The sequence below is a fragment of the Kitasatospora sp. HUAS MG31 genome (assembly GCF_040571325.1).
GTDB classification, from domain to species: domain Bacteria; phylum Actinomycetota; class Actinomycetes; order Streptomycetales; family Streptomycetaceae; genus Kitasatospora; species Kitasatospora camelliae.
Genome location: NZ_CP159872.1, coordinates 6,880,062 through 6,901,935, shown reverse-complemented (window position 1 = coordinate 6,901,935; position 21,874 = coordinate 6,880,062). Strand labels below are relative to the sequence as shown.

Below are 21,874 nucleotides of genomic sequence, written 5' to 3'. Positions count from 1 at the left end.
CAGCATCGTTCACCCCGCGCACCCGCGCCGTCAAGGGGAGACGCGCCCTTTCCCCCGGCCCGCCACTGGGTACGATGCCCCGATGGACGAGGCATCCCTCCCCTGGCAGGTCGGCGCGGTCTTCCGCCCGGTACGCACCGGCAACGCGTTCGAGGAGACCGTCGAGCGGATCCTCCAGGCCATCAAGCTCGGCGTGGTAGGCCACGGCGACCGGCTGCCCGCCGAACGCGAGCTCGCCACGCTTCTGGGCGTCAGCCGCGAGACCCTCCGCGAGGCCCTGCGCTCGCTCCAGCAGGCCGGCTACGTGGAGGCCCGCCGCGGCCGGTACGGCGGCACCTTCGTGACCTACCGGCTGCCCGCCCCCGACGTCGGCGAGCTGCGCCGGGCCGCCGAGGACCTCGGCAGCGAGCTCGAGGACGCCCTGGCGTACCGGCTGGTGCTGGAGACCGGCGCCGCCGAGCTGGCCGCCCGCCGCGAACTGACCGCCGAGCAGCGCGGCTACCTCACCCAGCGGCTGGCCGAGGCCGACGCGGCCAGCCCCGAGGAGTACCGGCAGTGCGACTCCCGGTTCCACCTGGCGATCGGCGAGCTCACCGGTTCCCGCTCGCTGGCCGCCAGCATCGCCGAGGCCCGGATGCGGCTGAACGACCTGCTCAACGCCATCCCCATGCTGGAGCGCAACATCGACCACGCCTCCCGCCAGCACGGCGCGATGGCCCGCGCCATCCTGGACGGCGACCACCTGGCCGCCCGTCAGGCCACCGAGGAGCACCTGGAGGCCACGGCCGCCCTGCTGCGCGCCTTTCTCGGCTGACCCACCGGACGTACAGGCCGGAGATGCATGATCGGCAAAACCGGTTGCGCCCGGTCCGGGCCCCTGGTTGCGTTCGGCCCGACAGTTCGAACACCTGGACACCGGAGCCGACTTGACCATCAGCGTCACCCCGCTCGCCGACCCCGCCCGGACCGCCTCCTCCCACCGGCTCGCCTGGCTCGCCTCGGGCGCCGAGGGCGCCCCCGCCGGCTCGGCCTACCTGCGGGTCTTCACCGCCGCCGGCCAGGACCACCTGGCCGAGCTGGAGATCGGCGTCCACCCGGCCGAGCGGCGCCGCGGCGTCGGCTCCCGGCTGCTGGAGGCCGCCGTCGACGCCGCCCGGCAGCACCGGCGGCGCTCGGTGATCGCCCAGGCGGTGGCGGACTCCCCCGCCGAACGGTTCCTGGCCGCCCGCGGCTTCCGCAAGGTCCTCACCCTCACCTACGCCCGTCTGGACCTCGCCACCGCCGACCACGCGGCCCTCGCCGCCGTGGCCGACCGCCCGCACCCCGGCTACCGGCTCACCTCCTGGCAGGGCACCGTCCCCGAGGAGCTGATCGCCACCTTCACCGCCTCCCGCCGGGCCATGGACGACATGCCGATGGACGACACCGACTACGGCACCGTGGTCTGGGACGAGGAGCGGGTCCGCTCGGCCGCCGCGGCGATCGCCGCCCGCGGCGAGGTGCTGCGGACCGTCGCCGTGGTGGCGGAGTCCACCGGCGCGATCGTCGGCTTCACCGAACTGGTCGTCCCGGCCGACGGCACCGGGGACGCCCAGCACTACGGCACCGCCGTGCTCCCCGAGCACCGCGGCCGCGGCCTGGCCCGCTGGCTGAAGGCCGCCGCCGTCCGGGACGCCCGCGAGCACCACCCCGCGCTGGCCGGCCTGCTCACCGACACCGCCGACAGCAACCACGCCATGCGCGGCCTCAACGACTCCCTCGGCTACGCCCCCACCCACCGCTCCACCGAGTACCAGCTCGACCTGGGCTGACGCCCGCAGGACGACGCCGGCCGGGCCCGCGGGATCCCCCGGGCCCGGCCGGCGCCGGTCACCCCTCCGCGTCCTCCGCCCACTCGTCGTCGAAGCGGAGCGTCGGCAGCGCCGGGGCGCCGTACTGGGAGGCCGAACCGCCGCCCGCCGGGGCCGAGACGTTGCCACCGGGCGACTCCCCGCCGCCGCCACCCGGCGAGGCCGGCGACCCGGAGTTCCCGCCGGCGGGAGGCGAGTTGCCGCCGGCCGGCGGCGAGTACGGCGAGACGCCCGCCGACGGGCCCGAGGGCCCGCCGGACGCCGGCCCCGAGCCGGGGCTCACGGTCCCGGGCGAAACGGGCGAGCCGGGTGACACCGAGCCGGGCGAGGCCGAGCCGGGCGACCCGGACGGGCTGCCGGTGGTGCCCACCGGCTTGTCGTACGTCCCCCCGGTCTCCTCGTCCACCAGCACGATCTTCCCGACCGGCTGCGGCGCCGGCTCCACCGTCACCACCTTGTCGCTCTGGAACGACGCCCACTGGTCACCGGTGTACGTCGGCTGGTCGATCGCCTCCGGCGGCGTCAGCGGGTTCCCGCAGGCGCACCGCACCCGCGGCACCCCGTACGAGTCGACCAGCACCGCGGTCCCGGCCTCCAGCACCGCCTGGTAGGGGATGGCCTCGCCGTCCTGGTAGCCGTGGTTGGTGACCCGGGTGTCGGCGCGCAGCACGACCGGGGTGAGCCCGCCCAGGTAGGAGCCGATCTCGCTCGGCTGGATCCCCTGGACCGAGGCCCAGGCCCGGGCCTTGTCCGGCTCGGAGTCGAGGTACGCGGTGAGCTTGGGGACGTCGCAGACGGCGGTCTTGGTGCTGCCGCCGTACAGGCCGGCCTCGCCGCCGCTCACCTTGGTGCCGGCGCTCGCGGCGCTCGAACTCTCCGGGCTCGCCCCACCGCCGGTCTGCTCGGTCGGCTTCTCGGCGGAGACCGGCGGGGTGAACGGCTTCTTCCCGGCGGTGCCCTTGGCCTGCTTCTCCACCTCCTGCGCGGCGGCCGGGTTCGAGGAGGAGCCGGCCGTGGCCAGGACCACCGCCAGCACCACGCCCACCACGACCACGCCGGCGCCCATCACCAGGTTGCGGGTGCGGCGCCACCAGGGCGGGCGGCGCTGGCCTCCGGAGGCCGTCACCAGGACGCGCGGGGGCGGACCGCCGGGCGGGCCACCGGGGGTCGCGGGCGGCGGGGGCCCGCCCGTGGTCGGCGGCTCGGCGCCTCCCCCCGGGGGACGGGCCGGTCCCGTGGGGGTACCCCCGGTGACCGGTTCGCCGCTCGGACCCGGCTGCGGACCCTGCCCCGGTCCGGTCCGCGGACCCGACCCCGGCCCGCCGAGCGGACCGGACGGCGGGCCCGTGGGCGGACCGGAGGCGCCGCCCGAGGCCGGCCGCGACGGCGGGTCGGATCGGGGGCCGGAACCGCGGTCCGACGGCGGGTCCGGCGGGTGGGGCGACGGGTCGGACGGCGGGTCCGAGGGCGGCTGGGAACTCACCGGCAATTCCTCCCGATCGGGACGACCCCCACGGCCATATCCGTTCATTCTCTGCGTGCCTGACCGGCGGTATGCAACTCGCCGCCAGCGTCCGGGTGGCCGAAGCTGAAGGGGTCTTCCGGCTGGTCCCGGCCGGTCGCTGCGGGCCCGGCCGACGGCCTGACGCCCGCGTTCGACAGCCGCGTCGACAGGAGCAGGGCGTGCAACGGAGTGACACCATCCCCCCGACCGCGACGCGGTCACCACTGGTCGGCCTGGTCGACGGCCTCGCCGTGACGGTGGCCGCGCTGGCCGCGATGGTCCTCGTCGCCGCCGTCGGCCTCTGGCTGGCGCACGCCGACACCCTGCCCGGCAACGGGTTCCTGTCGGTGGTCGCCGCGACCGTGCTGATGGCCCTCGGGACGCCGATCGACCTGGACGGCAGCGCCGCCTTCGTCGCCACCGCCCAGGGCGGCATCACCGCACTGCCGCTGACGGTGAGCCTGGCGGGCGCGCTGGTGGCCGGGGTGCTGTTCGTCCGGCCGATCCGGCTGCACGCCGTGGTGGGGACGGGCGAGTTGCTGCGCCGGGTGCTGTGGACGGCCGGGCTGTGGACGGTGGCGGTGCTGCTCTTCTCGCTGGCCGCCCGGCACACCTTCACCGTCGAGACCGGTGAGCCGATCGTGGACGAGCTGGGCGACCTGCTGGGCGCGGCCCCGGTGGTGGGCTTCCGGGCCCCGCCGGGCCCGGCGATCGGCTGGGGACTGCTGTGGCTGGCCGTGGTGCTCGCGGTGACGCTCGCCGTCTCCCGGTCCGCGCCGCTGCCCAGCGCGGCCCTGCGGTTCCACGCCGCCGTCCGGCCCACCGCGCACGCCGTGCTGACGGCCCTGCTGGTCTGCGTGGCGCTGGCGCTGGTCGCCGGGGTGGCCACCGCGCTGGCCCGCGGCGACCAGGGACGGGAGACGGTGGCGGTAATGTTCCTGGCCCTGCCCAACCTGGCCTGGCTGGGGCTCGGCATCGGTATGGGCGGCTCCTGGCAGGGCCACGTCTCCGGCTCCCTGGGCCTGCCCTTCCCGGAACCCCTGGCCGGAGTCCTGCGCTCCGACGAGAACGTCACCCTCGACCTCGGCACCCTCGCCGAGCACGACGGCCGGGCCTGGCTGCTGCTGCCGGCCGCCGCCGTGATCCTCCTGCTGACCGGCATCGGCATGGCCATGCACGCCCCACCCGGCCTGCCCGCCTGGCGCCACGCCCTGCACCTCGCCGTGGCACTGGCCCTGACGATGCTGCTGATCTGCCTGGCCACCCGGATCACCGCGGCCTACGGACTCTCCCTCCTCGGCCTCGGCGGCGGCGGGTCGGCCACCCTCCGCCCGAACTGGCTGCTCACCATCGCCCTCGGCGCCGGCTGGGGCGCCGTCACCGGCTTCCTCGGCGGCCTCGTCGCCACCCGCGCCCGCCGGCGCCCCTGACCCACACAACCGGCGCACCCAGGGGCGCGGGCCGCCTGCGAAAGGCCGCCCCTTCAGCGCGGCGCCACCCCGAACACCGGCCAGGCCCACGGGGGCGGGCTCGGCACCGGCTCCGGCACCTGGGCGACCACCTCGGTCGGGGTCGGCCCGACGGCCGCCACCACCACCTCGGCCGCCTGCACCACGTCCGCGGCCCGCAACGCGGTGATGAACCCCAGGCAGCTGTCGTAGCGGTCGTCCGGCGTCTTGGCCATGGCGGTGGCGATCACCTCGTCCAGGGCCTCGGGCAGCTCCGGCCGGCGGGCGGTGAGCCGCGGCGGCGGGTCGTTGAGGTGGGCCCAGAGCAGGGCGAGGTCGTCGTCGCGCTCGTACGGCGGGAAGCCGGTGATCATCTCGTGTACCACGGCGCCGAGGCTGTACACGTCGCACCGGCCGTCCACCGGTTTGCCGGAGATCTGCTCGGGGGCGACGTAGTCGAGGGTGCCGACGAACTGGCCGACGGTGGTCAGGCCGGTCAGCGAGAGGGACTTCTTGGTGAGGCCGAAGTCGGTGAGGTAGGCGTACTCGGGGTGCTCGCTGTCGGTGCCCTCGGCGATCAGGATGTTGCCGGGCTTCACGTCCCGGTGGACGAGTTCGTGGGCGTGCGCGGCGTCCAGCGCGCTGGCCACCTGGACGGCGATCCGGGCGGTCTGCCGGACCGGGAGCGGGCCCTCGCGGTCGAGCAGCGCCCGCAGGTCCCGTCCGCGGACGTACCGCATGGCGATGTAGAGGACGCCCTCGGCCTCGCCGGCCTCGTACACCGGGACGATGTGCGGGTGGTCGATGGAGGCGGCGATCTTCGACTCGCGGGCGAAGCGCTGGCGGAAGACGTCGTTGCGGGCGAGTTCGGGGGCGAGCAGCTTGACGGCGACGGTCCGGCCGAGGCGGAGGTCCTCGGCGCGGTAGACCACGGCCATGCCGCCCCGGCCGATCAGGCGTTCCAGGCGGTAGCCGGCGAGCTGCTGGCCGGCCAGGTCGAGGTGGGCGGCGGTGCTCACGGCGCCTCGCCCCGGTCCACGGTGGCGTAGGTCTGCAGCCGGGTGCCGTCGCAGTAGTACCAGCGGCCCTGGTCGAGGTCGAGCAGCCAGGCGGAGGAGCCGTCGAGCACGGCGCCCAGGCGCAGGTTGCGGGTGCCCTCGCGGAAGGCCTCCAGGTCGATCTTCCCGGCGGCGTAGTCGTCGACCATGCTGCGGTAGGAGGCGAGCGAGCGTTCCAGGGCGGCGAGCAGCGGGCGCGGGTCCTCGGTGGTGGCCAGCGGCTCGCCGGTGCCGGGCGGGCGCTGCGGGAGGGCGACCAGCAGCCGGCCGTCCACCCAGGCGGACCAGCCGTTGGAGCAGACGATCCGGGCCCAGTTCCCGCTGCTGTCGACCAGTTGGACGGGGAGCAGCGGGTCGAGTCGGACGGTCGGCCGGGACGGGTCCGGGCTCGCCCAGGTCTGCAGGCCGTCGCCGGGGGCGACGTGGGTCGGCTGGAACTCGTACGGGGTGCCCATCGCCGGCTACCGCCGCCGCATGATCGCGGGCTCGTGCCGGCGCAGCAGCCGGGCGACGACGATGCCGTAGATCACCGCGAGGGCCACCAGCATGCCCATGTCGAGCAGCCAGATGGAGCCGCGCGGGGCGAACAGCGGGTCGTCCGTGAGGGTGCCGGGGACCAGGTCGTTGAGGTTGACGGTGGCGGCCATGGCGCCGAGGGCCCAGCGTGAGGGCACCAGCCAGGAGAGCTGGTTGAGCACGGGTGCGTGGTCCAGTTCGAGCAGCGCGCCGCAGAACACCACCTGGACGATGGCGACCAGCACCAGCAGCGGCATGGTCACCTCCTCCTTCTTCACCAGGGCGGAGATGAGGAGGCCGAGCATCATCGCGGAGACCGAGAGCAGGGCGACGGCCAGGGTGATCTCCAGCAGGCGCGACAGGTAGACGCCGCTGGAACCTGGTGGGCCGAGCTGGACGCCGACGAGAGCGACCATGGTGAGCACCACCGCCTGGACGACGGTGATGGTACCGAGCACGATGATCTTGGAGCACAGGTACGCGGATCTGGACAGGCCGACGGCTCTCTCCCGCTGGTAGATCACCCGTTCCTTGACCAGTTCGCGGACCGCGTTGGCGGCGCCGGTGAGAACGCCGCCGACGCAGAGGATGAGCAGCGCGTTGAGGGCGGTGTTGCCGTCCAGCCGGCTGCCGGCCAGGGCGTGGGCCATGGCGCCCATGATGAACGGCAGGGCGATCATCACGGCGATGAAGGTGCGGTCGGCGGTGAGCGCGGTGGTGTACCGGCGGACCAGGGTGCCGACCTGCCTGCGCCAGCGCTGCGGGGTCGGCTTCTGGACCGGGACCACCGCGGCCGCGGGCGGCAGGGCCTGCTCGGGGAGGCCGGCGGCGGGCTGCATGGCGCCGGCGATGTAGCGGCGGTAGGGCGAGGAGGACCGGTACTGGCCGGCCCAGTCGCGCTCGCGCTGGTTCTCGAACGCCTCGAACGCCTCCGGCCAGTGCTGGAAGCCGAAGTGGCCGAGGGTCTCGTCGGGCGGGCCGTACCAGGCGATCTTCCCGCCGGGGGCGAGCAGCAGCAGGCGGTCGCACAGGTCGAGGCTGAGCACGCTGTGGGTGACCACGATGACGGTCCGGCCGTCGTCGGCGAGGCCGCGCAGCATCTGCATCACCGAGCGGTCCATGCCGGGGTCGAGTCCGCTGGTGGGCTCGTCCAGGAAGAGCAGGGAGGGCTTGGTGAGCAGTTCGAGGGCGACGCTGACCCGCTTGCGCTGGCCGCCGGAGAGGCTGGAGATCACCTGGTCGGCGCGCTGGGCGAGGCCGAGTTCGTTGATCACCTCCTCCACCCGGGCCTCCCGCTCGTCGGCGGCGGTGTCGCCGGGGAAGCGGAGTTCGGCGGCGTACCGCAGGGCGCGGCGGACCTGCAACTGGGTGTGCAGGATGTCGTCCTGCGGGACCAGGCCGATGCGGTGGCGCAGCTCGGCGTAGTCGCGGTACAGGTCGCGGCCGTCGTAGCGGACCGTGCCCTCGGTGGCGGGGCGCAGGCCGGTGAGCGCGTTGAGCAGGGTGGACTTGCCGGCGCCGCTGGGTCCGGCGACGGCGAGCAGGCACTTCTGGCCGACCGGGAAGGTCACCTGGTCGAGCAGCACCCGGTCGCCGGCGACCCGGACGGTGAGGTCCTCCACGTCCAGGTTGATGTCGCCGGTGTCGACGAACTCCTGGAGCTCGTCGCCGACCAGGGCGAAGACCGAGTGCCCGATGCCGACCAGGTCGCCCTCCCCGACCAGGGCCTGGAGGACCGGCTGGCCGTTGAGGTAGGTGCCGTTGTGGCTCTCCAGGTCGGTGATCTCGTACCGGCCGTCGGGGCGGGCCCGCAGTTCGGCGTGGTGGCGGGAGACCGACAGGTCGCGGACCACCAGGTCGTTGTCGAGCGCGCGGCCGATCCGGACCACCTTGGCGGGCAGCGGCCGGACGGTGGTCGGCGGCCGGTACGAGCCGGTGATCGAGGTCAGTGCGGAGGGCTGCACACTGCGGACGGCGGTGGGCTGCGGCAGCGCGTGCAGACTGCAGCACGGCCCGTCGGACGGGCTGCCGAACCGCACCACACTGCCGGGCCCGACGTCCAGGTGCTGGACGCGGTGGCCGTCGGTGTAGGTGCCGTTGGTGGAGCCGATGTCGTCGAGGACCCAGTGGCCGTCGCCGACGTGCAGGACCGCGTGGTGCCAGGACACCCGTGGGTCGGTGAACACGATGTCGCTCGTCGGGTCCCGGCCGACCGCGTAGGACCGGCTCGGGCTCATCACCTGCGAGTCGCCGCCGTCGGCATCGAGCACGAGCTGGGGCGCGCCGCCGGGCGCGAACTCTCGCTCTCCCATACGGACGATGCTAGTCCGGGGGGCGGCCACCCGCCCGAGGGGCCGGATTGAGCCGTACGGGTGACATGACGCTCCGCCGGGCCCTGGCTGGGTAACTGTCGGGGGCGTGGCCGATCGGCGCGTTGGGCGACGGATGGGAGCGGATACGTGAACACCTGGGCGACCTGGACGACGCAGGGGGTTCTGGCCGGCCACGGCGGTGTGCGGACCGTCGAGGTCGGTGTCATCACCGGCGATCTGACGCTGCACACGATGTGGATCGACGGCGAGGCGCGGCTGACGGTGCAGTACAGCGGAGCGCTGGACTGGTTCACCGTCGAGGGCAGCCCGGTTCCGGCGGCCGACGAGGCCACCGCCCGCGAGGTGCACCAGCGGATGGTGGAGGCCGTCAAGACCGGCGGCGGCGCGACGGCGCCGGCGCAGGGCTGAGCCGCGCGGCGGCGGGGGCCGTCGCGTCGGCGGGGGCGGAACGTCCCCGGGTGGGCCGCCGGGAGGTCTGCGGCGGCGCGAGGAAAGGAGCGTCCATGGCTGGTGCCCGAGCGATGATCGACAGGGCCGAGAGGTGGATCGGATACCGGGAGGGGCCCGGCAACAGCAACCGGTTCTCCGCGGAGATGGGCAGACCCGCGGAGAGCTGGTGCGCGGACTTCGTCAGCGCGGTGGCGAAGGAGAGCGGGAACGCCGCGTACTTCCCCAACACCTCGTCCTGCTCGACCGGGCGGGCGTGGTTCCAGCGGCGGGGCCGGCTGTCGGTCTACCCCGCGGTGGGGGCGCAGGTGTTCTTCGGCGAGCCGGGCGGACCGCTCGGTCCCGGCGGCGAGCACACCGGTGTGTGCATCGCCTACACCGCCACGACCATCACGGTCGTCGCGGGCAACACCAACGACAACGGCTCCCCGAACGGCGACGGGGTCTACCGGCGCACCTACCGGCGGCGGTCGGACTACGTGGAGTCGTACGGGTACCCGGCCTACCCGGAGGGGCTGGTGTGCGCGGACCCGTCCTGGCGGGGGCGGCCCGGGGTGACGTACTTCGGGCAGCAGGCGGACGAGCGGGACCTGCCGCGGCGGGCGGTGGCGTCGATGGGCTCGGCGGCGGACTCGGCGGCGGACCCGTCCGAGCCCGGGAGCACGGACACGGCGGACCCGGGGGCCCACCCGGAGCGGCCGGAGGTCGAGGCCGCCTCGGCTGAGGTGCCGGCGGCCGAGGACGGGGCGGGCCCACGGGCCGAGGAGATCCCCGGTCAGCGGCGGGACAGCGAACAGGAGACGGACCTGTCGGGGTGACCGCCGGTCGTCGGAACGGAGGGTGACGGGCCGCGGGCCGGCGGGTCCCGGGCGGGTGGTGCGGCGGGTCGGGGTCGGTCCCCGGTGCGCGGCGCCCGTCCGGTCCGTCGGCCCGCGGGCTCGCGGCCCGAGCCTCCCGGCAGGGCGCCCGGACGGCCGTCCTGATGCAGGTTCAGCGGAGTACGGCCTCCAGGAGGTCGCCGCCGAGGCGGGCGCTGGCGGTGAGGTCGAGCTCGTACAGGACGTAGCGGCCCCGGCGCCGGGTGGTCAGCAGGCCGGCCTTGCGCAGCACGGCGAGGTGGCGGGAGACCTCGGGGGCGGTGAGCTGCCAGCTGTCGGCGAGTTCGCCGGTGGTGTGCGGGCCGCGGGCCAGGGTGCGGACCAGACGGAGGCGGACCGGGTGGGCCAGGGCCTCCAGCCGCTGCTGCACCAGGCCGAGCGGGACCGGATCGGTCAAACCGGCCTCGGCCACCGGGTACTGGACCACCGGCCGCCAGCCCGGGGCGTTCACCACCACGAGGTGCGGGCGGCCGAAGGCGGTCGGGAGGAAGGTGACGCCACCGGCGTCGACGGCACTGGTGGTGTTGTCCTGGAGCTTGTCGATGACGATCCGGCGGTGGGGCGGGCGGGGGCCGGCGACGCCCGGTTCGGCCTCGGGATTGCCGTTCGGGTCGGCGTTCGGGTCGGCGGGCTCGTCGACGGCGAGGGCGAGGGCGGGCGACACCGCGGCGAGGGTGGCTGCGAGGCCGTGGCGCTCCAGCAGGTCGGCCTTCCGGCGGGCGTCGGCCGCCAGGCCGGGCAGCACCTGGCGCCAGGCGTCGGCGAAGAACGCCTGCTCGCACTCCAGCAGCAGCCGCCGGATCCGGGCCCGGACGGCGGGCGGGTCGGTCAGCAGCCGGTCGGCGAACGCCCCCTGCCGGGGGCCGCGGGCCAGCGCCAGCTCGCGGGCCCGCTCCCGCGCCACCGGGTCGGCGAGCGGCGAGGACCGGCGGTGGGTCAGCCGGGAGGAGCCGCAGGTGGTGATCAGCGCGGCGGCGACGAACCGTTCGTCGTCCAGCCGGTCCACCGCGTCCAGTTCCTCGGCCAGGGTCGCCCCGGGCAGGCCGGGGACCAGGAAGTCCGCGCGGGAGGACCGCCAGAGGAAGTCGGCCTCGCCCAGCCGGTCGGCCAGGTCCGGCGGCAGGGCCCCGGCCGTGGCGGTGGCCCAGCCGTGCAGCCCCGGGTGGTGCGCCGGCTCGGCGAGCAGGTGGAGCATCGCGATCAGCTCGGCGAGCGGCGAGGGGGCGAAGAGCAGCCGGTCGTCCGGCAGGCCGCCGAGGTCCACGGTCACGGTCATGCCCCGATCCTGCCAGCGGCCGGCGGCCCCCTCCGCGCCGGTTGACGCGGATCGTCAATCGACGTGCCGGGCGGGGGCGGTCGGGCGCAGCGTGAGCGGCATGACGACGACTCAGCAGGTGGAGCGGGACGGGCGGGAACGGCTCGCGGACGGGACCGGCGGCGCGGCGGCGGACGGGGGCCGGCCGCCCGGGTTCCTGGCGCTGCTCCGGGTGGCGGGCGGGCGGCGGTACGCGCTGGCGCTGGTGGTGGACGCGCTCGGGGGCGGTCTGCTGCGGCCGTTCCTGCTGCTGTACGGGGTGAGCGTGCTGGGCATGGACGCCGGCCGGGTGGGTCTGGCGCTGTCGGTCGGGATGCTGGCCGGGCTGGCCGCGATCCCGCTGACCGGACGGTGGATCGACCACGGCGCGCGCAGTGCCGCGGGTGCGGTCGCGCTGCTGACCCGCTCGGCGGGTGTGGCCGTGCTGCTGTCCGTGGACGGGCCGGTGGGGTTCGCGCTGGCCGCCGCGCTGATGGGGATCGGCAGCCAGAGCTGGCCCACCACGCACGCCGCGATCGTCGCCACCCTGGCCGAGGGCCGGACCCGGGACGCGGCGCTGGCCGCCGGGCGCTCGCTGCGGAACGCCGGGCTGGGCGCCGGCGCCCTGCTGGCCACCGTCGCGGTGGCCCAGGGGACGGGCGCGCTGCGGGCGTTGGCGGTGGGCACGGCGGTGGCCTCGCTGGCGGCGGGCGGGCTGGTCTGGTCGCTGCGGGTGCGGGCGGCACGGGAGCCGAAGGAGCAGCGGGAGTCGCAGGAGCCCCGGACCGGCGCCGGTCCGGCTCCGGCAGTGCGGGTGGAGGGGCCGGACGGACGACGGATGCGGGTGCTGAGCGCGGCGAACCTTCCGTACGCGTTCTGCTTCGACGTGCTCGAAGTGGCGCTGCCCGCGCTGCTGGTGACGTACCTGCACGCCTCGCCCGCCTGGGCGTCGGGGATCTTCGTGGGCAACACGCTGCTGGTGATCGGGACCCAGGTGGGGGTGGTGGTCTGGCTCGGGCGGCGGTCGCGCCGGTCGGTGCTGGCGGGCTCGGGCCTGCTGCTGGCGCTGTCGTACCTGGGGTTCTGGGCGGCCGGGGCGCTGGGCGGGACGGCCGGGGCGGCGGCCCTGGCGGGGGTGGCCGTGCTGTACACCGGCGGGGAGATCCTCTACGCGGGCTCGGGGACGGCCCTGGTGGTCGCCTCGGCGCCGCCGGAGCGGCTCGGGCGGGCGCTGGCCCGCTGGGAGCTGTCCACCGGCATCGGCCGGGCCGCGGCGCCGGCCGGACTCACCGCCCTGCTGGTGGTCGGGCCCGGGGTGCTGTGGGGCGTCCTGGCGGGGACCACGGCCCTGGCGGCCGTCGCCGTCCGGCGGTACGCGCCACGGGTGTGACGCCCGGTCGGAAAGGCACCCCCTGTCGGCCGTCCTGAGTACGCATACTCATGACAGCCGACCGTTCGGGAGCGGAGGATCGGCCGGCACCACATCACACCAGGGGGCGGAATGATCGACTACGCGGAGGACGAGCCGGTGCCGGACGGGGAGGAGGAGCCGTCGGCACCGCGCGCCAGGCCCGGACGGCGGGCGCTGAAGATCGGTGCCGCCGTGGTGTTCGGCGCCATGGTGGCGGTCGGCGGGTACGGCGTCTACAACATCGCCCACGCGATCATGGGCGGTTCCAAGGGCGGGACCACCCCGGCCGCGGACGGTCCGACCGCCGCGTCGAGGGCCACCGGGAAGCCGCCGACCGCCGAGCACGCGGCCGCCACGGCGAAGGAGTTCCTGGACGCCTGGGCCCGGGGCGACCTCCCCGCGGCCGCCGCGCTGACCGACCGGAAGGACAACGCCGCGGACCAACTCGCCGCCTTCCAGCAGGCGTTGCGTCCGCGCGAGGTCACCCTCGCGGCGACCGGCCCGCAGGACCCGGCGCAGGCCGCGCCGGGCAGCCAGGCCGCCGTCGCCTTCCACGCCCGGCTGCTCCTCGACGGCACCGACCGCGCCTGGGAGTACGACGGGAGGCTGGGCCTGGTGGGCACCGCCGACGGCCGGACCGCCGTGCACTGGGCCCCGGGCGCGATCCACCCGCAGCTGACCACGGGCAGCTCGCTCGCCGTCCAGTCGGTGCCCGCGCCGCCCGGCCGGCTGCTCGACCGGAACGGCACGGCGCTGGACGCCTCCTCCCCGGCCGGGAAACTGCTGGCGGGCGTGACGGGCGGGAAGGCCGACGGCGGGCAGGACGGCGGCGCGACGGGCCGGGCCGTGGTGCTGACCTCCAGCGGCGGGAAGGCGCCCGAGCCGCTGTTCGTGCTCACCGAGGCGACCGGGCCCGAGCAGCGGGTCACCCTGGACGCGGAACTCCAGCGGACCGCGGAGGCGGCCCTCGCGAAGCAGACCTCGGGCGGCCGGGCGGGATCGCTGGTCGCCGTCGAACCGAGCACCGGACGGATCCTGGCCGTCGCGAGCGCGCCGGCCGGCGGGTTCAACCGGGCCTTCGGGGGCGGGATCGCGCCCGGGTCGACCCTGAAGGTGGTCAGCGCCGCCGCCCTGCTGGAGTCGGGGCTGGAGCCGGACAGCGCGACGCCCTGCAAGGACACCGCCACCTCGCCGAAGGTCTGGCACAACGACGAGCGCGGCGACCACTCCGACTACACCCTGGCCGAGGCCTTCGCCCGGTCCTGCAACACCGCGTTCATCGAGCAGGGGCTGGCGCGGCTCGCCCCCGGGACCCTGGCGAAGGTCGCCGGCGAGCAGTTCGGCCTGGGCCTGACCTGGCACATCGGCGTCCCCACCTTCGACGGCAGGATCCCCGTCCCCGGCAGCCGGGACGAGCAGGCCGCCGAGTACATCGGGCAGGGCGGCGTCCAGGTGAACACCCTGGCGATGGCCTCCGTGGCGGCCACCGTCCAGAACGGCACCTTCCGCCAGCCGTACCTCGTGGACGGCACCCGGCGGGCCACCGCCCAGAGCCGGCTGCCGGCCAAAGTGGCCGCCGACCTGCGGGCCATGATGGCCAGGACCGCCGCGAGCGGTACCGCCCGGCGGCCGATGAGCGGGCTGGGCGGGCAGGTGGGTGCCAAGACCGGCACCGCCGAGGTCGACGGGAAGAACCCCAACAGCTGGTTCGTCGCCTACCGCGGCGACCTCGCCGTGGCGGTGGAGGTCGAGGGCGCGGGGCACGGGGCCGATGCGGCGGGGCAGGTGGCGGCGAAGGTGCTGCGGGTGGGGAACGGGAGGTGACGGTGCGCCCGGCCGCAGGCGGACGGCGTACGGCGGAAGGTGCGGCGTCGCACCTTCCGCTCGCGCGCGGCCACTCGCGCGGTCAGGGGCAGTCGTAGGGGAAGGTGGTGGAGGCGGAGCGGACGGTGGGGGTGAGGACTTCGAGGGTGGCGGTGGCGTCCATGGTGCCCTGGCCCTGGAAGGTCCAGCGGAGGATGACGTCCGTGCGGTGGTGGCCGCTCGGCACGTGCTGGGTGAGCACCTCCGAGGTGGTGCCGTCGCTGCGGACCCAGCGGTAGGTCACGTTGCCCTCGCCGCCGGTGGTCTCCAGGGTGCCGGTGATCACCGCGGTCCCGTCGCAGGCCGGGCCGGCCGCGTCACTGGACACGGTCGCCGCCGCCACCGCGGTCGGACGGCCGAACCGCTGCCAGCCGAACCACGCGCCCGCCGCGAGCAGCGCCAGCACCAGCGGCAGCACCACCCAGCGGCCCTTCCGCCTGCGCTTCGGCGGCTCGATCGGCTGCTGGATCGTGGTGGTCGAGCCGTGCCAGACGGCCGCCGCCTGCGGCGGGACCCCGGGGCCGAACCGGCGGAGGTCCTCCTCGGCCGGGGTCCTGGTCGGCCACACCTCGGGGTCGAGGAAGGTCGCACTCTCGAAGCCCTCGGCGGCGGGTGACGCGGACTCGGACGGGCCGAAGCCGATCGTCGCACCGTCCCGGACGGCACCCGCCTCGGCGGCCGCGGCGGCCGTACCGGCACCCACGGCGCCGGCGGCGGCGCTGGCACCGGGACCGGTCGCACGGGAGCCGGGCAGCCGGACGGTCGACGCCTCGGCCCCGACACCCTGCGCACCGGGCAGCCGGACCGTCGACGCCTCGGCCCCGACACCCTGCCCACCGGGCAGCCGGACGGTCGAGTCCGGGTCCGCGGCGGCAGCCCGGCCCAGCCGGATCGTTCCGTCACCGGCCGGGCTCTTCCCGGCCAGCCGTACCGTGCTGTCGACGTCGGCGGCCACCTGGCCCAGGGTCAACGTCCCGCCGTCGGCCGGGACCGGCGCCGAGGCACCGAGCTTCACCGTCGACTCCGGGTCCACGACGGCACCCTTGCCGAGCGTCAACGTCCCGCCGTCGGCCGGAACCGGCGCCGAGGCACCGAGCTTCACCGTCGACTCCGGGTCCACGACGGCACCCTTGCCGAGCGTCAACGTCCCGCCGTCGACCTCCGGCTGCGGCTCGGGGGCGGGGGCGGGGGCCGGTTCGGCGGCCTGTTCGGCCTCGGCCGCAGCGGCGGTGAGCTTGGCCTTGGCCTCGGCATGCGGGACGGGGCCGAGGCGGAGCGGGGTGGCGGACTGGGCCCGGGGGTCTTCGGAGGGCTGGGGCTGGTTGGTGGTCATGTACGGTCCCTGGGCTCAGCGGATCGGGTTGCAGGTGTAGTAGTCCAGCTCTCGGTGGTCGTTCTGACCGCGGTCCGCCGCCGGAGTGGTGCTCACCCGCACGCCGTAGTAGGTGGACGTGAAGGCGTGCTGCCGCCGGATCGAGACCTTGGTCTGCCCCTTGGGCACGGTGACGGTCTCATAGACCACCGACGGACGGCTGCTGTTGAACGGCTTCGCACTGCTGAGCCAGGCGAAGGTGAGCGTACCGGCCGCCGCGCCGTCCGAGGTGACGGTGACCTGGACGTCCATGCCGGTGCTCCCCCAGCAGCGGGCGTCCGCGATGCCCACCGAGTAGACGTGCAGGGTCGGCGGGGGCGGCGGCGTGACGGTGGTGGGCGGCGCGACGGTCGGGGTGAGGGTGGCGGTCGCGGTCGGGGTGGCGCCCGGCTTGGTCGGGGACGGGGAGGGCTTGGCCGTCAGCGAGGAGGTGGCCGAGGGCGAGGCGGACGGGGACGCGGAGGCCGAGGCGGAGGGCGACCCGGAGGCGCTGGGGCTCGGGTCCGCGATCGGGGTGGCGGTCAGCGTGGGTCCGCCGATGCTGAAGGTGGTGGTGAGCTCCGGGGTCGCGACCTGGGTCCCGCCGTCGGTGGTGCTGCCGCCGGCCGCGGCGACGCCGGCCAGCGCGCCGCCGAGCAGTGCGACGCCCGCACCGGCGCTGATCAGCTTGGCCCGCCGTCCGAACCGCGCGGCCCGGACCACCCGGTCGCCGCCGCTCGGCGACCCGCCGGACCCGCCCGATCCGCCGGATCCGTCGTTCCAGCCGCCGCCCTGCCCGGTGCCGGACTCGGCGCCCGGCAGGTGGGTGGTGGCGAGCGAGGTGGCGCCGACGGCGTGCCCGCCGCCCGCGCCGAGCGGCAGCAGGAACGGGACGAGCGCGACCAGGGCGGCCAGCTTGCGGCGCCCGCGCTCCTCCCACTGCGGCCCGTAGGCCGCGCCGGCCACCGCCTCCAGCTCGACGACCAGGGCGGCCGCGCCCCGGGGACGCGAGCCGGGGTCCTTGGCGAGGCCCGAGCGGATCAGCGGGCGCAGCGCCTCGGGGGCCTCCTCGTCCGGGATCGCGGCCTCGGTGTGCTGGAGGGCGAGCTCGACCAGGGTGGTGCCGGCGTACGGCTTGGCGCCGGTGAGGCACTCGAAGAAGGTGGCGGTGGCGGCGTACACGTCGGAGGCCGGGGAGGCGGGCTCGCCGGTCCACTGCTCGGGGGCCATGTAGGCGGGCGTGCCGGCGAGGTCGCCGGTGTCGCCGCTGCGGACCGCGATGCCGAAGTCGACCAGCTTGGAGGTGCCGTCGGTGGTGACCAGGACGTTGCCGGGCTTGTAGTCGCGGTGGACCACGCCCGCCTCGTGCGCGGCGGCGAGGCCGAGCAGCGAACCCTTGAGCACGGTGAGTGCGGCCTCGGGCGAGGTGGCGCCCTCGGCCTGGAGCAGCTCGCGCAGCGAGACGCCGTCGACCAGCTCCATCACGATGGCGGCGCCGAGCGGGCTCTCCACGTACTCGTAGAGGCGGGTGACGTGCGGCGAGCTGAGGCCGCCGAGCAGTTCCGCCTCGCTGCGGAAGGAGGAGTGGTCGGCGCTCTCGCCGTTGAGGTACTTGATGGCGACGGGGGTACCGGTCGCGTCGTGGCTGGCGAGCACCACGCGTCCCGCGGCGCCGGCGCCGAGTTCGCGGCCGTGCGTGTAGTCGGGGAGCTGCCAGCGGGCGTCCTCGGGCGTCTGGCCGGCCTGCTTGTTCGCGCTTCTTTCGTCTTCCACCTTGTCCACCCCGGGAGGGCCTGGTCCGCACCGGACGCGCGGCCACCGGGAGTGACGCTATCGCGGGCCGGGAGGTTCCGGCCCGCGGGGGTTCGAAGGTCACGATTCAGCTGTTTCGCACACTACTTGTCGGGTGAGGGGCCCGGTCCCGGTGGCGTCCGGGTCGGACGTGTACGGTCACTCTCCGTCGCGCCGGCGCGCGGATTCGGCCGCTTCGGCGGCGACCGAACCCGCGTGCACCAGCCGGTGCCCGAGGTCGAGCAGGGCGCGGCCGACGGCCAGCTCGTCGCCGATCGCGGCGTCCTGCGGGTCGTGCGCGCTGCGCCGGGCCTCGGCGTCGGCCTGCAGCAGGCCCGTACCGGTGTCCAGGACGGCGTGGGCCTGAGTGAGGTCGCCGTCCTCGGTGACGGTCAGCCTCAGCTGCCACTCGCTGGTGTGGGGTGCGGATCCGGCCATGCCGCCGCCCGCCGTGGCGCCGCTCACCGGGCTTCGTCCGTCATCTCGTCGCGGTCGCCCTCGGCCTGGGACTCCTCCTGCGCGTGGGCGGTCTGGTAGGAGGTGACGCCTTCCTCCGGGTCGGCCGCGCGAACGTCGAGCGTCTCCTCGGCCGTGTCACTGAACCTGTCGTGCATGTCGGACATCGCCGGCTCCAAGTGCTCGGGCGGGCGGCGCGGACGCTGCTGCCGTGACGGCATACGCGACCGGCCGGACGCGTTCCTGCCTCCAGCGTGCTCCCGCCGGGCACGCGGGGCCATCGGGTGGGCTCGCCCGGCCGCGGGGACGGTGGCGGGGACGGTGGCGGCGGGCCTACTCGGCGAGCTCGGCGAGCAGCGCGGGGTTGGCGGTCGCCACGATGGCGCGGACGTCGGCGGGGCTCGCGGCGGGCCACAGGACGGCCCGGGCGGCGCGGTAGCGCTCGGCGAGGCGGTGGCGCTGCTCCTCGGCGAGGCGGGCGGCGCGGTCGGGGCGGGAGTTGTGGGCGTTGTCGGCGATCTTGAGGAGGGTGGCGGAGTGGTCGGCGGTGATCGCGTGGAGCATGGCGGTGTAGTCGGCGCCGGGCGCCTTGGTGACCGCCCGGACGGTCGCCACCACGGCCGAGGGGACGCCCGCGCGCAGCAGGTCCTCCGCGGTCAGCTCGGTGTCCTCCAGGACGTCGTGCAGCAGCCCGGCCATCTGCAGACCGGTGCCGAACGGCGCCAGGGCGGCGGCCACGGCCCGGACGTGCTCCACGTACGGGACGCCGATCTTGTCCACCTGGCCGGCGTGCGCGCGGGCGGCGAGGGCGTCGACCTCGGTGAGTGTGAGACGGGGCAAGGCGGGCCCTCCGATGATTGACCGGCGCTGTGGCCGGTGGCGGCGGTGGCCGCGGCGGTGAACGGTCCTCAGATGGGCCGCAATATAGTCGACTTGTTGACAGGAGTGGATCCCAGGGTGCGGATGACACCGATCTCCCCCGAACGGCTCGCCGAGCTGCTGGCCGACCGGATCGCCGGCCTGCCCGCCGAGGACGGGCGGCGGCTGCGGATCGCCGTGGACGGCGCCCCCGCGGCCCGGCCCGGCGACCTGGCGGACGCGCTGGTCGAGCCGCTGCGGCTGCGCGGCCGCCCGGTGCTGCGGGTGTCGGCCGCCGACTTCCTGCGGCCCGCGTCGGTGCGGCTGGAGTACGGCAAGCAGGACGCGGACGCGTTCCACGATCTGTGGCTGGACGACGGCGCCCTGCAGCGCGAGGTGCTCGACCCGCTGGAGCCGGGCGGCACCGGCCGGGTGCTGCCCTCGCTGTGGGACGCGGCCACGGACCGGGCGACCCGGGCGCCGTACACCGAGCTGCCTCCGCGCGGGGTCCTGCTGCTGGACGGCGCCCTGCTGCTCGGGCGGTGGCTGCCGTTCGAGCTGACCGTGCACCTGGCGCTCGGCGGGGCGGCGCTGGCCCGCCGCACCCCGGCGGAGGAGCACTGGACGCTGCCCGCGTTCGCCCGCTACGCCGAGGAGACCGACCCGGGCGCGCTCGCCGACCTGACCGTGAAGGTGGACGACCCGCGCCGGCCCGCCCTGGTCGAGCGCTGACCTGCGAGCCGCGGCCGGCGAGCCGCGGAGCGGCGTGACCCGCGCCCCCGGCGGGCAGGCTGCCTGCGGAACGAGGAGGGTGTCGTGGGCGGTGCCGGGAGAATCGCGCTGATCGTCGCCGGGCTGCTGCTGATCGGGGTGCTGCTGGTGATCATGGGCCACGCCATCGGCGGCGACGGCTCCGCCGCCACCGGCTGACCCCTCCCCCGGTCCGGATGCGGCCTCAGCGCCCGGTCGGCGCCGGCCCGTGCTGGCAGCGCGGGCACCAGTACGCCGGCCGGTCCTCCGCGTGGCTCGACGAGCGGACCGTCGTACCGCAGCGGGCGCAGGGCCGGCGGGCGCGGCCGTACACCCAGTTCTCCCGGCCGGGGACGGTGGTGCCGGTGGTGGGGTGCCCGGGGCGCAGCTTGTTGGCGTCGAGCAGCTGGTGGGCGCGGGCGAGCAGCCGGTCGAGGACGGTGACGGTTCCGACCGGGGTCCAGGGGGTGACGGCGGCGAGGAAGCACAGCTCGTTGGCGTACACGTTGCCGATCCCGGCGAGGTTGCGCTGGTCGAGCAGGGCCGCGGCGAGCGGGCGGTCGGGGTCGGTGAGCAGGCGGCGGGCGGCCTCCGCCGGGTCCCAGTCGGGGCCGAGCAGGTCGGGGCCGAGGTGGCCGACCGCCCGGGCCTCCTCGGCGGTGTGCAGCAGTTCCACCACCGGGAGGCGGTAGCCGACGGCGGTGTGCCGCTCGGTGCCGAGGACGGCGCGGACCTGGAACTCCGGCCCGCCGCGCCAGCGTTCGCCGGTGCGGTAGACCGCCCAGCGGCCGTCCATCCGCAGGTGGGTGTGGAGGGTCAGGCCGCCCTCGATCCGGGTCATCAGGTGTTTGCCGCGCGGCACCACCTCCAGCACCTGCCGGCCGGTCAGGTCGGCGGTGGCGTGGGCGGGCACGCGTAGGTCGAAGGTGGTCAGCGGCCGGCCGGCCAGGGCCTCGTGCAGCTGGACGGCGGTGCGGTAGACGGTGTCACCTTCGGGCACGGGTCCATCTTCCCCCGGCGGTGGCCGGGCATCCCCCGCCGGGGGCGGGCCGGTTCCGGGGCGGTGGCCGCCCCGGGTCCGCCCGTTGAGCCGTTCCGGTGAGTGGGGGTGCGGGCCGGCGGCGGCACACCGAGGCTGGAGGGGCAGCCCCCGTGCCCGCCCCGCGAGGAGCACACCCCGTCATGACCGACGAGCTCGTCCGTGAGATCTCCGCGCTGATGCCGCGCGCCCGGGCCGACCTGGCCGAGCTGCTGGCGCTGCCGTCGGTCGCCGAGCCGGACCGGCCCCCGTCGGCGGCATGCCGGCAGGCGGCGGCGTGGGTGGCGTCGGCGTTCGCCGAGGCCGGGCTGCGGGACGTGCACCTGGCGGAGACCGCGGACGGCAGCTTCGCGGTGCTCGGCCACCGGCCGCCGCCGCCCGGTGCGCCGACGGTCCTGCTGGTCTGCCACTACGACGTCCCGCCGGTGCCCGACGCCGCGTCCTGGAGCCGGCCGCCGTTCCGGCTGACCGAGCGCCGGGGTGGCTGGTACGGGCGCGGTGCGGCGGGCGGCAAGGGGGCGGCCGTGCTGCACCTGACGGTGCTGCGGGCGCTGGGCGAGGCACTGCCGGTGGGCGTGAAGTTCCTCGCCGAGGGCGCGCGGGAGGCGGGCGGCGGCGGGCTGGCGGAGTACGTCGGCCGGCACGCCGACGAGCTGCACGCGGCCGTGCTGCTGGCCGCCGCACCCGGGCCCGTCCGGGCCGGGGCCCGGGCTCCTGGGCCGCCGTTCCTGGCGGCCGTCGCCGGCGGGTGGGGGGCGACGGCGTACGACAAGGCCGTCCAGGAGGTGTACGGGCGGCCGCCGGGCCCGGTCGAGCCGGACGGTGTGCTCGAAGCGTTCGGCGCCCTCACGGCGACGTACCCGGGGACCGAGGTGCTGCTGACCGGCCTGGCCCGGCCGTCCCCCGGGGATCCGGGGCCCGAGGAGGGCGTCGACCCCGCCGAGCTGGCGCGGACGGCCCGGGTGGCGGGGCTGTTCCTCCGCCAACTCGCCGCCGCCCGCCGCCGCTGAACAGATCCGAACCGGAC

At 76.0% G+C, this 21,874-nt stretch carries 20 protein-coding genes; 9 read left to right on the top strand and 11 right to left on the bottom strand.

The genetic code is table 11. From position 1 onward, the window contains the following. The first annotated feature begins 82 nt into the window (after window positions 1–82). Both ABWK59_RS31060 and ABWK59_RS31055 read left to right on the top strand, forming a co-directional pair. On the top strand, window positions 83–814 hold the full coding sequence (locus tag ABWK59_RS31060; RefSeq protein ID WP_354643985.1) for a FadR/GntR family transcriptional regulator: 732 nt from the start codon (window positions 83–85) through the stop codon (window positions 812–814). Window positions 815–926: 112 nt separating this feature from the next. Continuing rightward, window positions 927–1,811 carry a GNAT family N-acetyltransferase gene (locus ABWK59_RS31055; RefSeq protein WP_354643984.1) on the top strand — a complete coding sequence of 295 codons (885 nt, stop codon included), beginning with the start codon at window positions 927–929 and terminating at the stop codon, window positions 1,809–1,811. Window positions 1,812–1,869: 58 nt separating this feature from the next. Here the strand turns inward: ABWK59_RS31055 and ABWK59_RS31050 are convergent, their stop codons facing one another. After that, window positions 1,870–2,976, bottom strand: a complete 1,107-nt coding sequence (locus tag ABWK59_RS31050; RefSeq protein ID WP_354643983.1) for a DUF6777 domain-containing protein — start codon at window positions 2,974–2,976, stop codon at window positions 1,870–1,872. Between the two features lie 557 nt (window positions 2,977–3,533). On the opposite strand from ABWK59_RS31050, the gene ABWK59_RS31045 reads away from it, so the two are divergent. Next, window positions 3,534–4,784 carry a streptophobe family protein gene (locus tag ABWK59_RS31045; RefSeq protein WP_354643982.1) on the top strand — a complete coding sequence of 417 codons (1,251 nt, stop codon included), beginning with the start codon at window positions 3,534–3,536 and terminating at the stop codon, window positions 4,782–4,784. Between the two features lie 53 nt (window positions 4,785–4,837). Here the strand turns inward: ABWK59_RS31045 and ABWK59_RS31040 are convergent, their stop codons facing one another. From ABWK59_RS31040 to ABWK59_RS31030, 3 genes are read right to left on the bottom strand one after another with little or no spacing between them, the layout of a single operon-like run. After that, the gene (locus ABWK59_RS31040; RefSeq protein ID WP_354643981.1) at window positions 4,838–5,821 is read right to left on the bottom strand and encodes a serine/threonine-protein kinase; all 984 of its coding nucleotides are present in this window, start codon (window positions 5,819–5,821) and stop codon (window positions 4,838–4,840) included. Next, window positions 5,818–6,315, bottom strand: a complete 498-nt coding sequence (locus ABWK59_RS31035) for a hypothetical protein (protein ID WP_354643980.1) — start codon at window positions 6,313–6,315, stop codon at window positions 5,818–5,820. The genes ABWK59_RS31040 and ABWK59_RS31035 overlap by 4 nt, the downstream gene beginning before the upstream one ends. Before the next feature lie 6 nt (window positions 6,316–6,321). After that, window positions 6,322–8,688, bottom strand: a complete 2,367-nt coding sequence (locus tag ABWK59_RS31030; protein ID WP_354643979.1) for an FHA domain-containing protein — start codon at window positions 8,686–8,688, stop codon at window positions 6,322–6,324. Between the two features lie 147 nt (window positions 8,689–8,835). Here ABWK59_RS31030 and ABWK59_RS31025 point away from each other — a divergent pair, with 147 nt between their 5' ends. Next, entirely contained in the window at window positions 8,836–9,117 is a 282-nt protein-coding gene (locus ABWK59_RS31025; RefSeq protein ID WP_354643978.1) for a hypothetical protein, read from the top strand. Between the two features lie 95 nt (window positions 9,118–9,212). Continuing rightward, window positions 9,213–9,974, top strand: a complete 762-nt coding sequence (locus ABWK59_RS31020) for a hypothetical protein (protein WP_354643977.1) — start codon at window positions 9,213–9,215, stop codon at window positions 9,972–9,974. Between the two features lie 172 nt (window positions 9,975–10,146). Here the strand turns inward: ABWK59_RS31020 and ABWK59_RS31015 are convergent, their stop codons facing one another. Continuing rightward, the gene (locus ABWK59_RS31015; RefSeq protein ID WP_354643976.1) at window positions 10,147–11,310 is read right to left on the bottom strand and encodes a DUF5937 family protein; all 1,164 of its coding nucleotides are present in this window, start codon (window positions 11,308–11,310) and stop codon (window positions 10,147–10,149) included. Between the two features lie 100 nt (window positions 11,311–11,410). On the opposite strand from ABWK59_RS31015, the gene ABWK59_RS31010 reads away from it, so the two are divergent. Together ABWK59_RS31010 and ABWK59_RS31005 are read left to right on the top strand one after the other, a co-directional pair. Next, window positions 11,411–12,718: an MFS transporter gene (locus ABWK59_RS31010; protein ID WP_354643975.1), complete on the top strand. Its 1,308-nt coding sequence runs from the start codon at window positions 11,411–11,413 to the stop codon at window positions 12,716–12,718. 111 nt (window positions 12,719–12,829) lie between these two features. After that, complete coding sequence (locus ABWK59_RS31005) at window positions 12,830–14,563, top strand: penicillin-binding transpeptidase domain-containing protein (RefSeq protein ID WP_354643974.1); 1,734 nt, start codon at window positions 12,830–12,832, stop codon at window positions 14,561–14,563. Window positions 14,564–14,645: 82 nt separating this feature from the next. Here ABWK59_RS31005 and ABWK59_RS31000 read toward each other — a convergent pair whose 3' ends face one another. From ABWK59_RS31000 to ABWK59_RS30980, 5 genes are all read right to left on the bottom strand, one after another. Further along, window positions 14,646–15,935 carry a hypothetical protein gene (locus ABWK59_RS31000; RefSeq protein WP_354643973.1) on the bottom strand — a complete coding sequence of 430 codons (1,290 nt, stop codon included), beginning with the start codon at window positions 15,933–15,935 and terminating at the stop codon, window positions 14,646–14,648. A 15-nt stretch (window positions 15,936–15,950) separates the two neighbouring features. Beyond that, window positions 15,951–17,726, bottom strand: a complete 1,776-nt coding sequence (locus tag ABWK59_RS30995) for a serine/threonine-protein kinase (protein ID WP_354643972.1) — start codon at window positions 17,724–17,726, stop codon at window positions 15,951–15,953. 177 nt (window positions 17,727–17,903) lie between these two features. After that, complete coding sequence (locus tag ABWK59_RS30990) at window positions 17,904–18,209, bottom strand: dsRBD fold-containing protein (RefSeq protein ID WP_354643971.1); 306 nt, start codon at window positions 18,207–18,209, stop codon at window positions 17,904–17,906. Then, entirely contained in the window at window positions 18,206–18,367 is a 162-nt protein-coding gene (locus ABWK59_RS30985; protein WP_354643970.1) for a hypothetical protein, read from the bottom strand. The genes ABWK59_RS30990 and ABWK59_RS30985 overlap by 4 nt, the downstream gene beginning before the upstream one ends. Window positions 18,368–18,533: 166 nt before the next feature. Then, on the bottom strand, window positions 18,534–19,040 hold the full coding sequence (locus tag ABWK59_RS30980) for an HD domain-containing protein (RefSeq protein ID WP_354643969.1): 507 nt from the start codon (window positions 19,038–19,040) through the stop codon (window positions 18,534–18,536). A 117-nt stretch (window positions 19,041–19,157) separates the two neighbouring features. Between ABWK59_RS30980 and ABWK59_RS30975 the strand changes: the two genes are divergently transcribed. Continuing rightward, window positions 19,158–19,790, top strand: coding sequence for a uridine kinase (locus ABWK59_RS30975; protein WP_354643968.1), 633 nt, complete (start codon window positions 19,158–19,160; stop codon window positions 19,788–19,790). Between the two features lie 223 nt (window positions 19,791–20,013). Here ABWK59_RS30975 and ABWK59_RS30970 read toward each other — a convergent pair whose 3' ends face one another. Beyond that, window positions 20,014–20,808 carry an Fpg/Nei family DNA glycosylase gene (locus ABWK59_RS30970; protein ID WP_354643967.1) on the bottom strand — a complete coding sequence of 265 codons (795 nt, stop codon included), beginning with the start codon at window positions 20,806–20,808 and terminating at the stop codon, window positions 20,014–20,016. A gap of 182 nt (window positions 20,809–20,990) precedes the next feature. On the opposite strand from ABWK59_RS30970, the gene ABWK59_RS30965 reads away from it, so the two are divergent. Further along, window positions 20,991–21,857, top strand: coding sequence for a M20/M25/M40 family metallo-hydrolase (locus tag ABWK59_RS30965; RefSeq protein ID WP_354643966.1), 867 nt, complete (start codon window positions 20,991–20,993; stop codon window positions 21,855–21,857). The last annotated feature ends 17 nt before the right edge of the window (window positions 21,858–21,874 follow it).

Coding starts and splice junctions, on each gene's coding strand:
- ABWK59_RS30985 (WP_354643970.1), bottom strand. CDS start 18,367: ATGTCCGACATGCACGACAGGTTCAGTGACACGGCCGAGGAGACGCTC.
- ABWK59_RS31000 (WP_354643973.1), bottom strand. CDS start 15,935: ATGACCACCAACCAGCCCCAGCCCTCCGAAGACCCCCGGGCCCAGTCC.
- ABWK59_RS30965 (WP_354643966.1), top strand. CDS start 20,991: ATGACCGACGAGCTCGTCCGTGAGATCTCCGCGCTGATGCCGCGCGCC.
- ABWK59_RS31015 (WP_354643976.1), bottom strand. CDS start 11,310: ATGACCGTGACCGTGGACCTCGGCGGCCTGCCGGACGACCGGCTGCTC.
- ABWK59_RS31060 (WP_354643985.1), top strand. CDS start 83: ATGGACGAGGCATCCCTCCCCTGGCAGGTCGGCGCGGTCTTCCGCCCG.
- ABWK59_RS31020 (WP_354643977.1), top strand. CDS start 9,213: ATGGCTGGTGCCCGAGCGATGATCGACAGGGCCGAGAGGTGGATCGGA.
- ABWK59_RS31030 (WP_354643979.1), bottom strand. CDS start 8,688: ATGGGAGAGCGAGAGTTCGCGCCCGGCGGCGCGCCCCAGCTCGTGCTC.
- ABWK59_RS31005 (WP_354643974.1), top strand. CDS start 12,830: ATGATCGACTACGCGGAGGACGAGCCGGTGCCGGACGGGGAGGAGGAG.
- ABWK59_RS31035 (WP_354643980.1), bottom strand. CDS start 6,315: ATGGGCACCCCGTACGAGTTCCAGCCGACCCACGTCGCCCCCGGCGAC.
- ABWK59_RS31010 (WP_354643975.1), top strand. CDS start 11,411: ATGACGACGACTCAGCAGGTGGAGCGGGACGGGCGGGAACGGCTCGCG.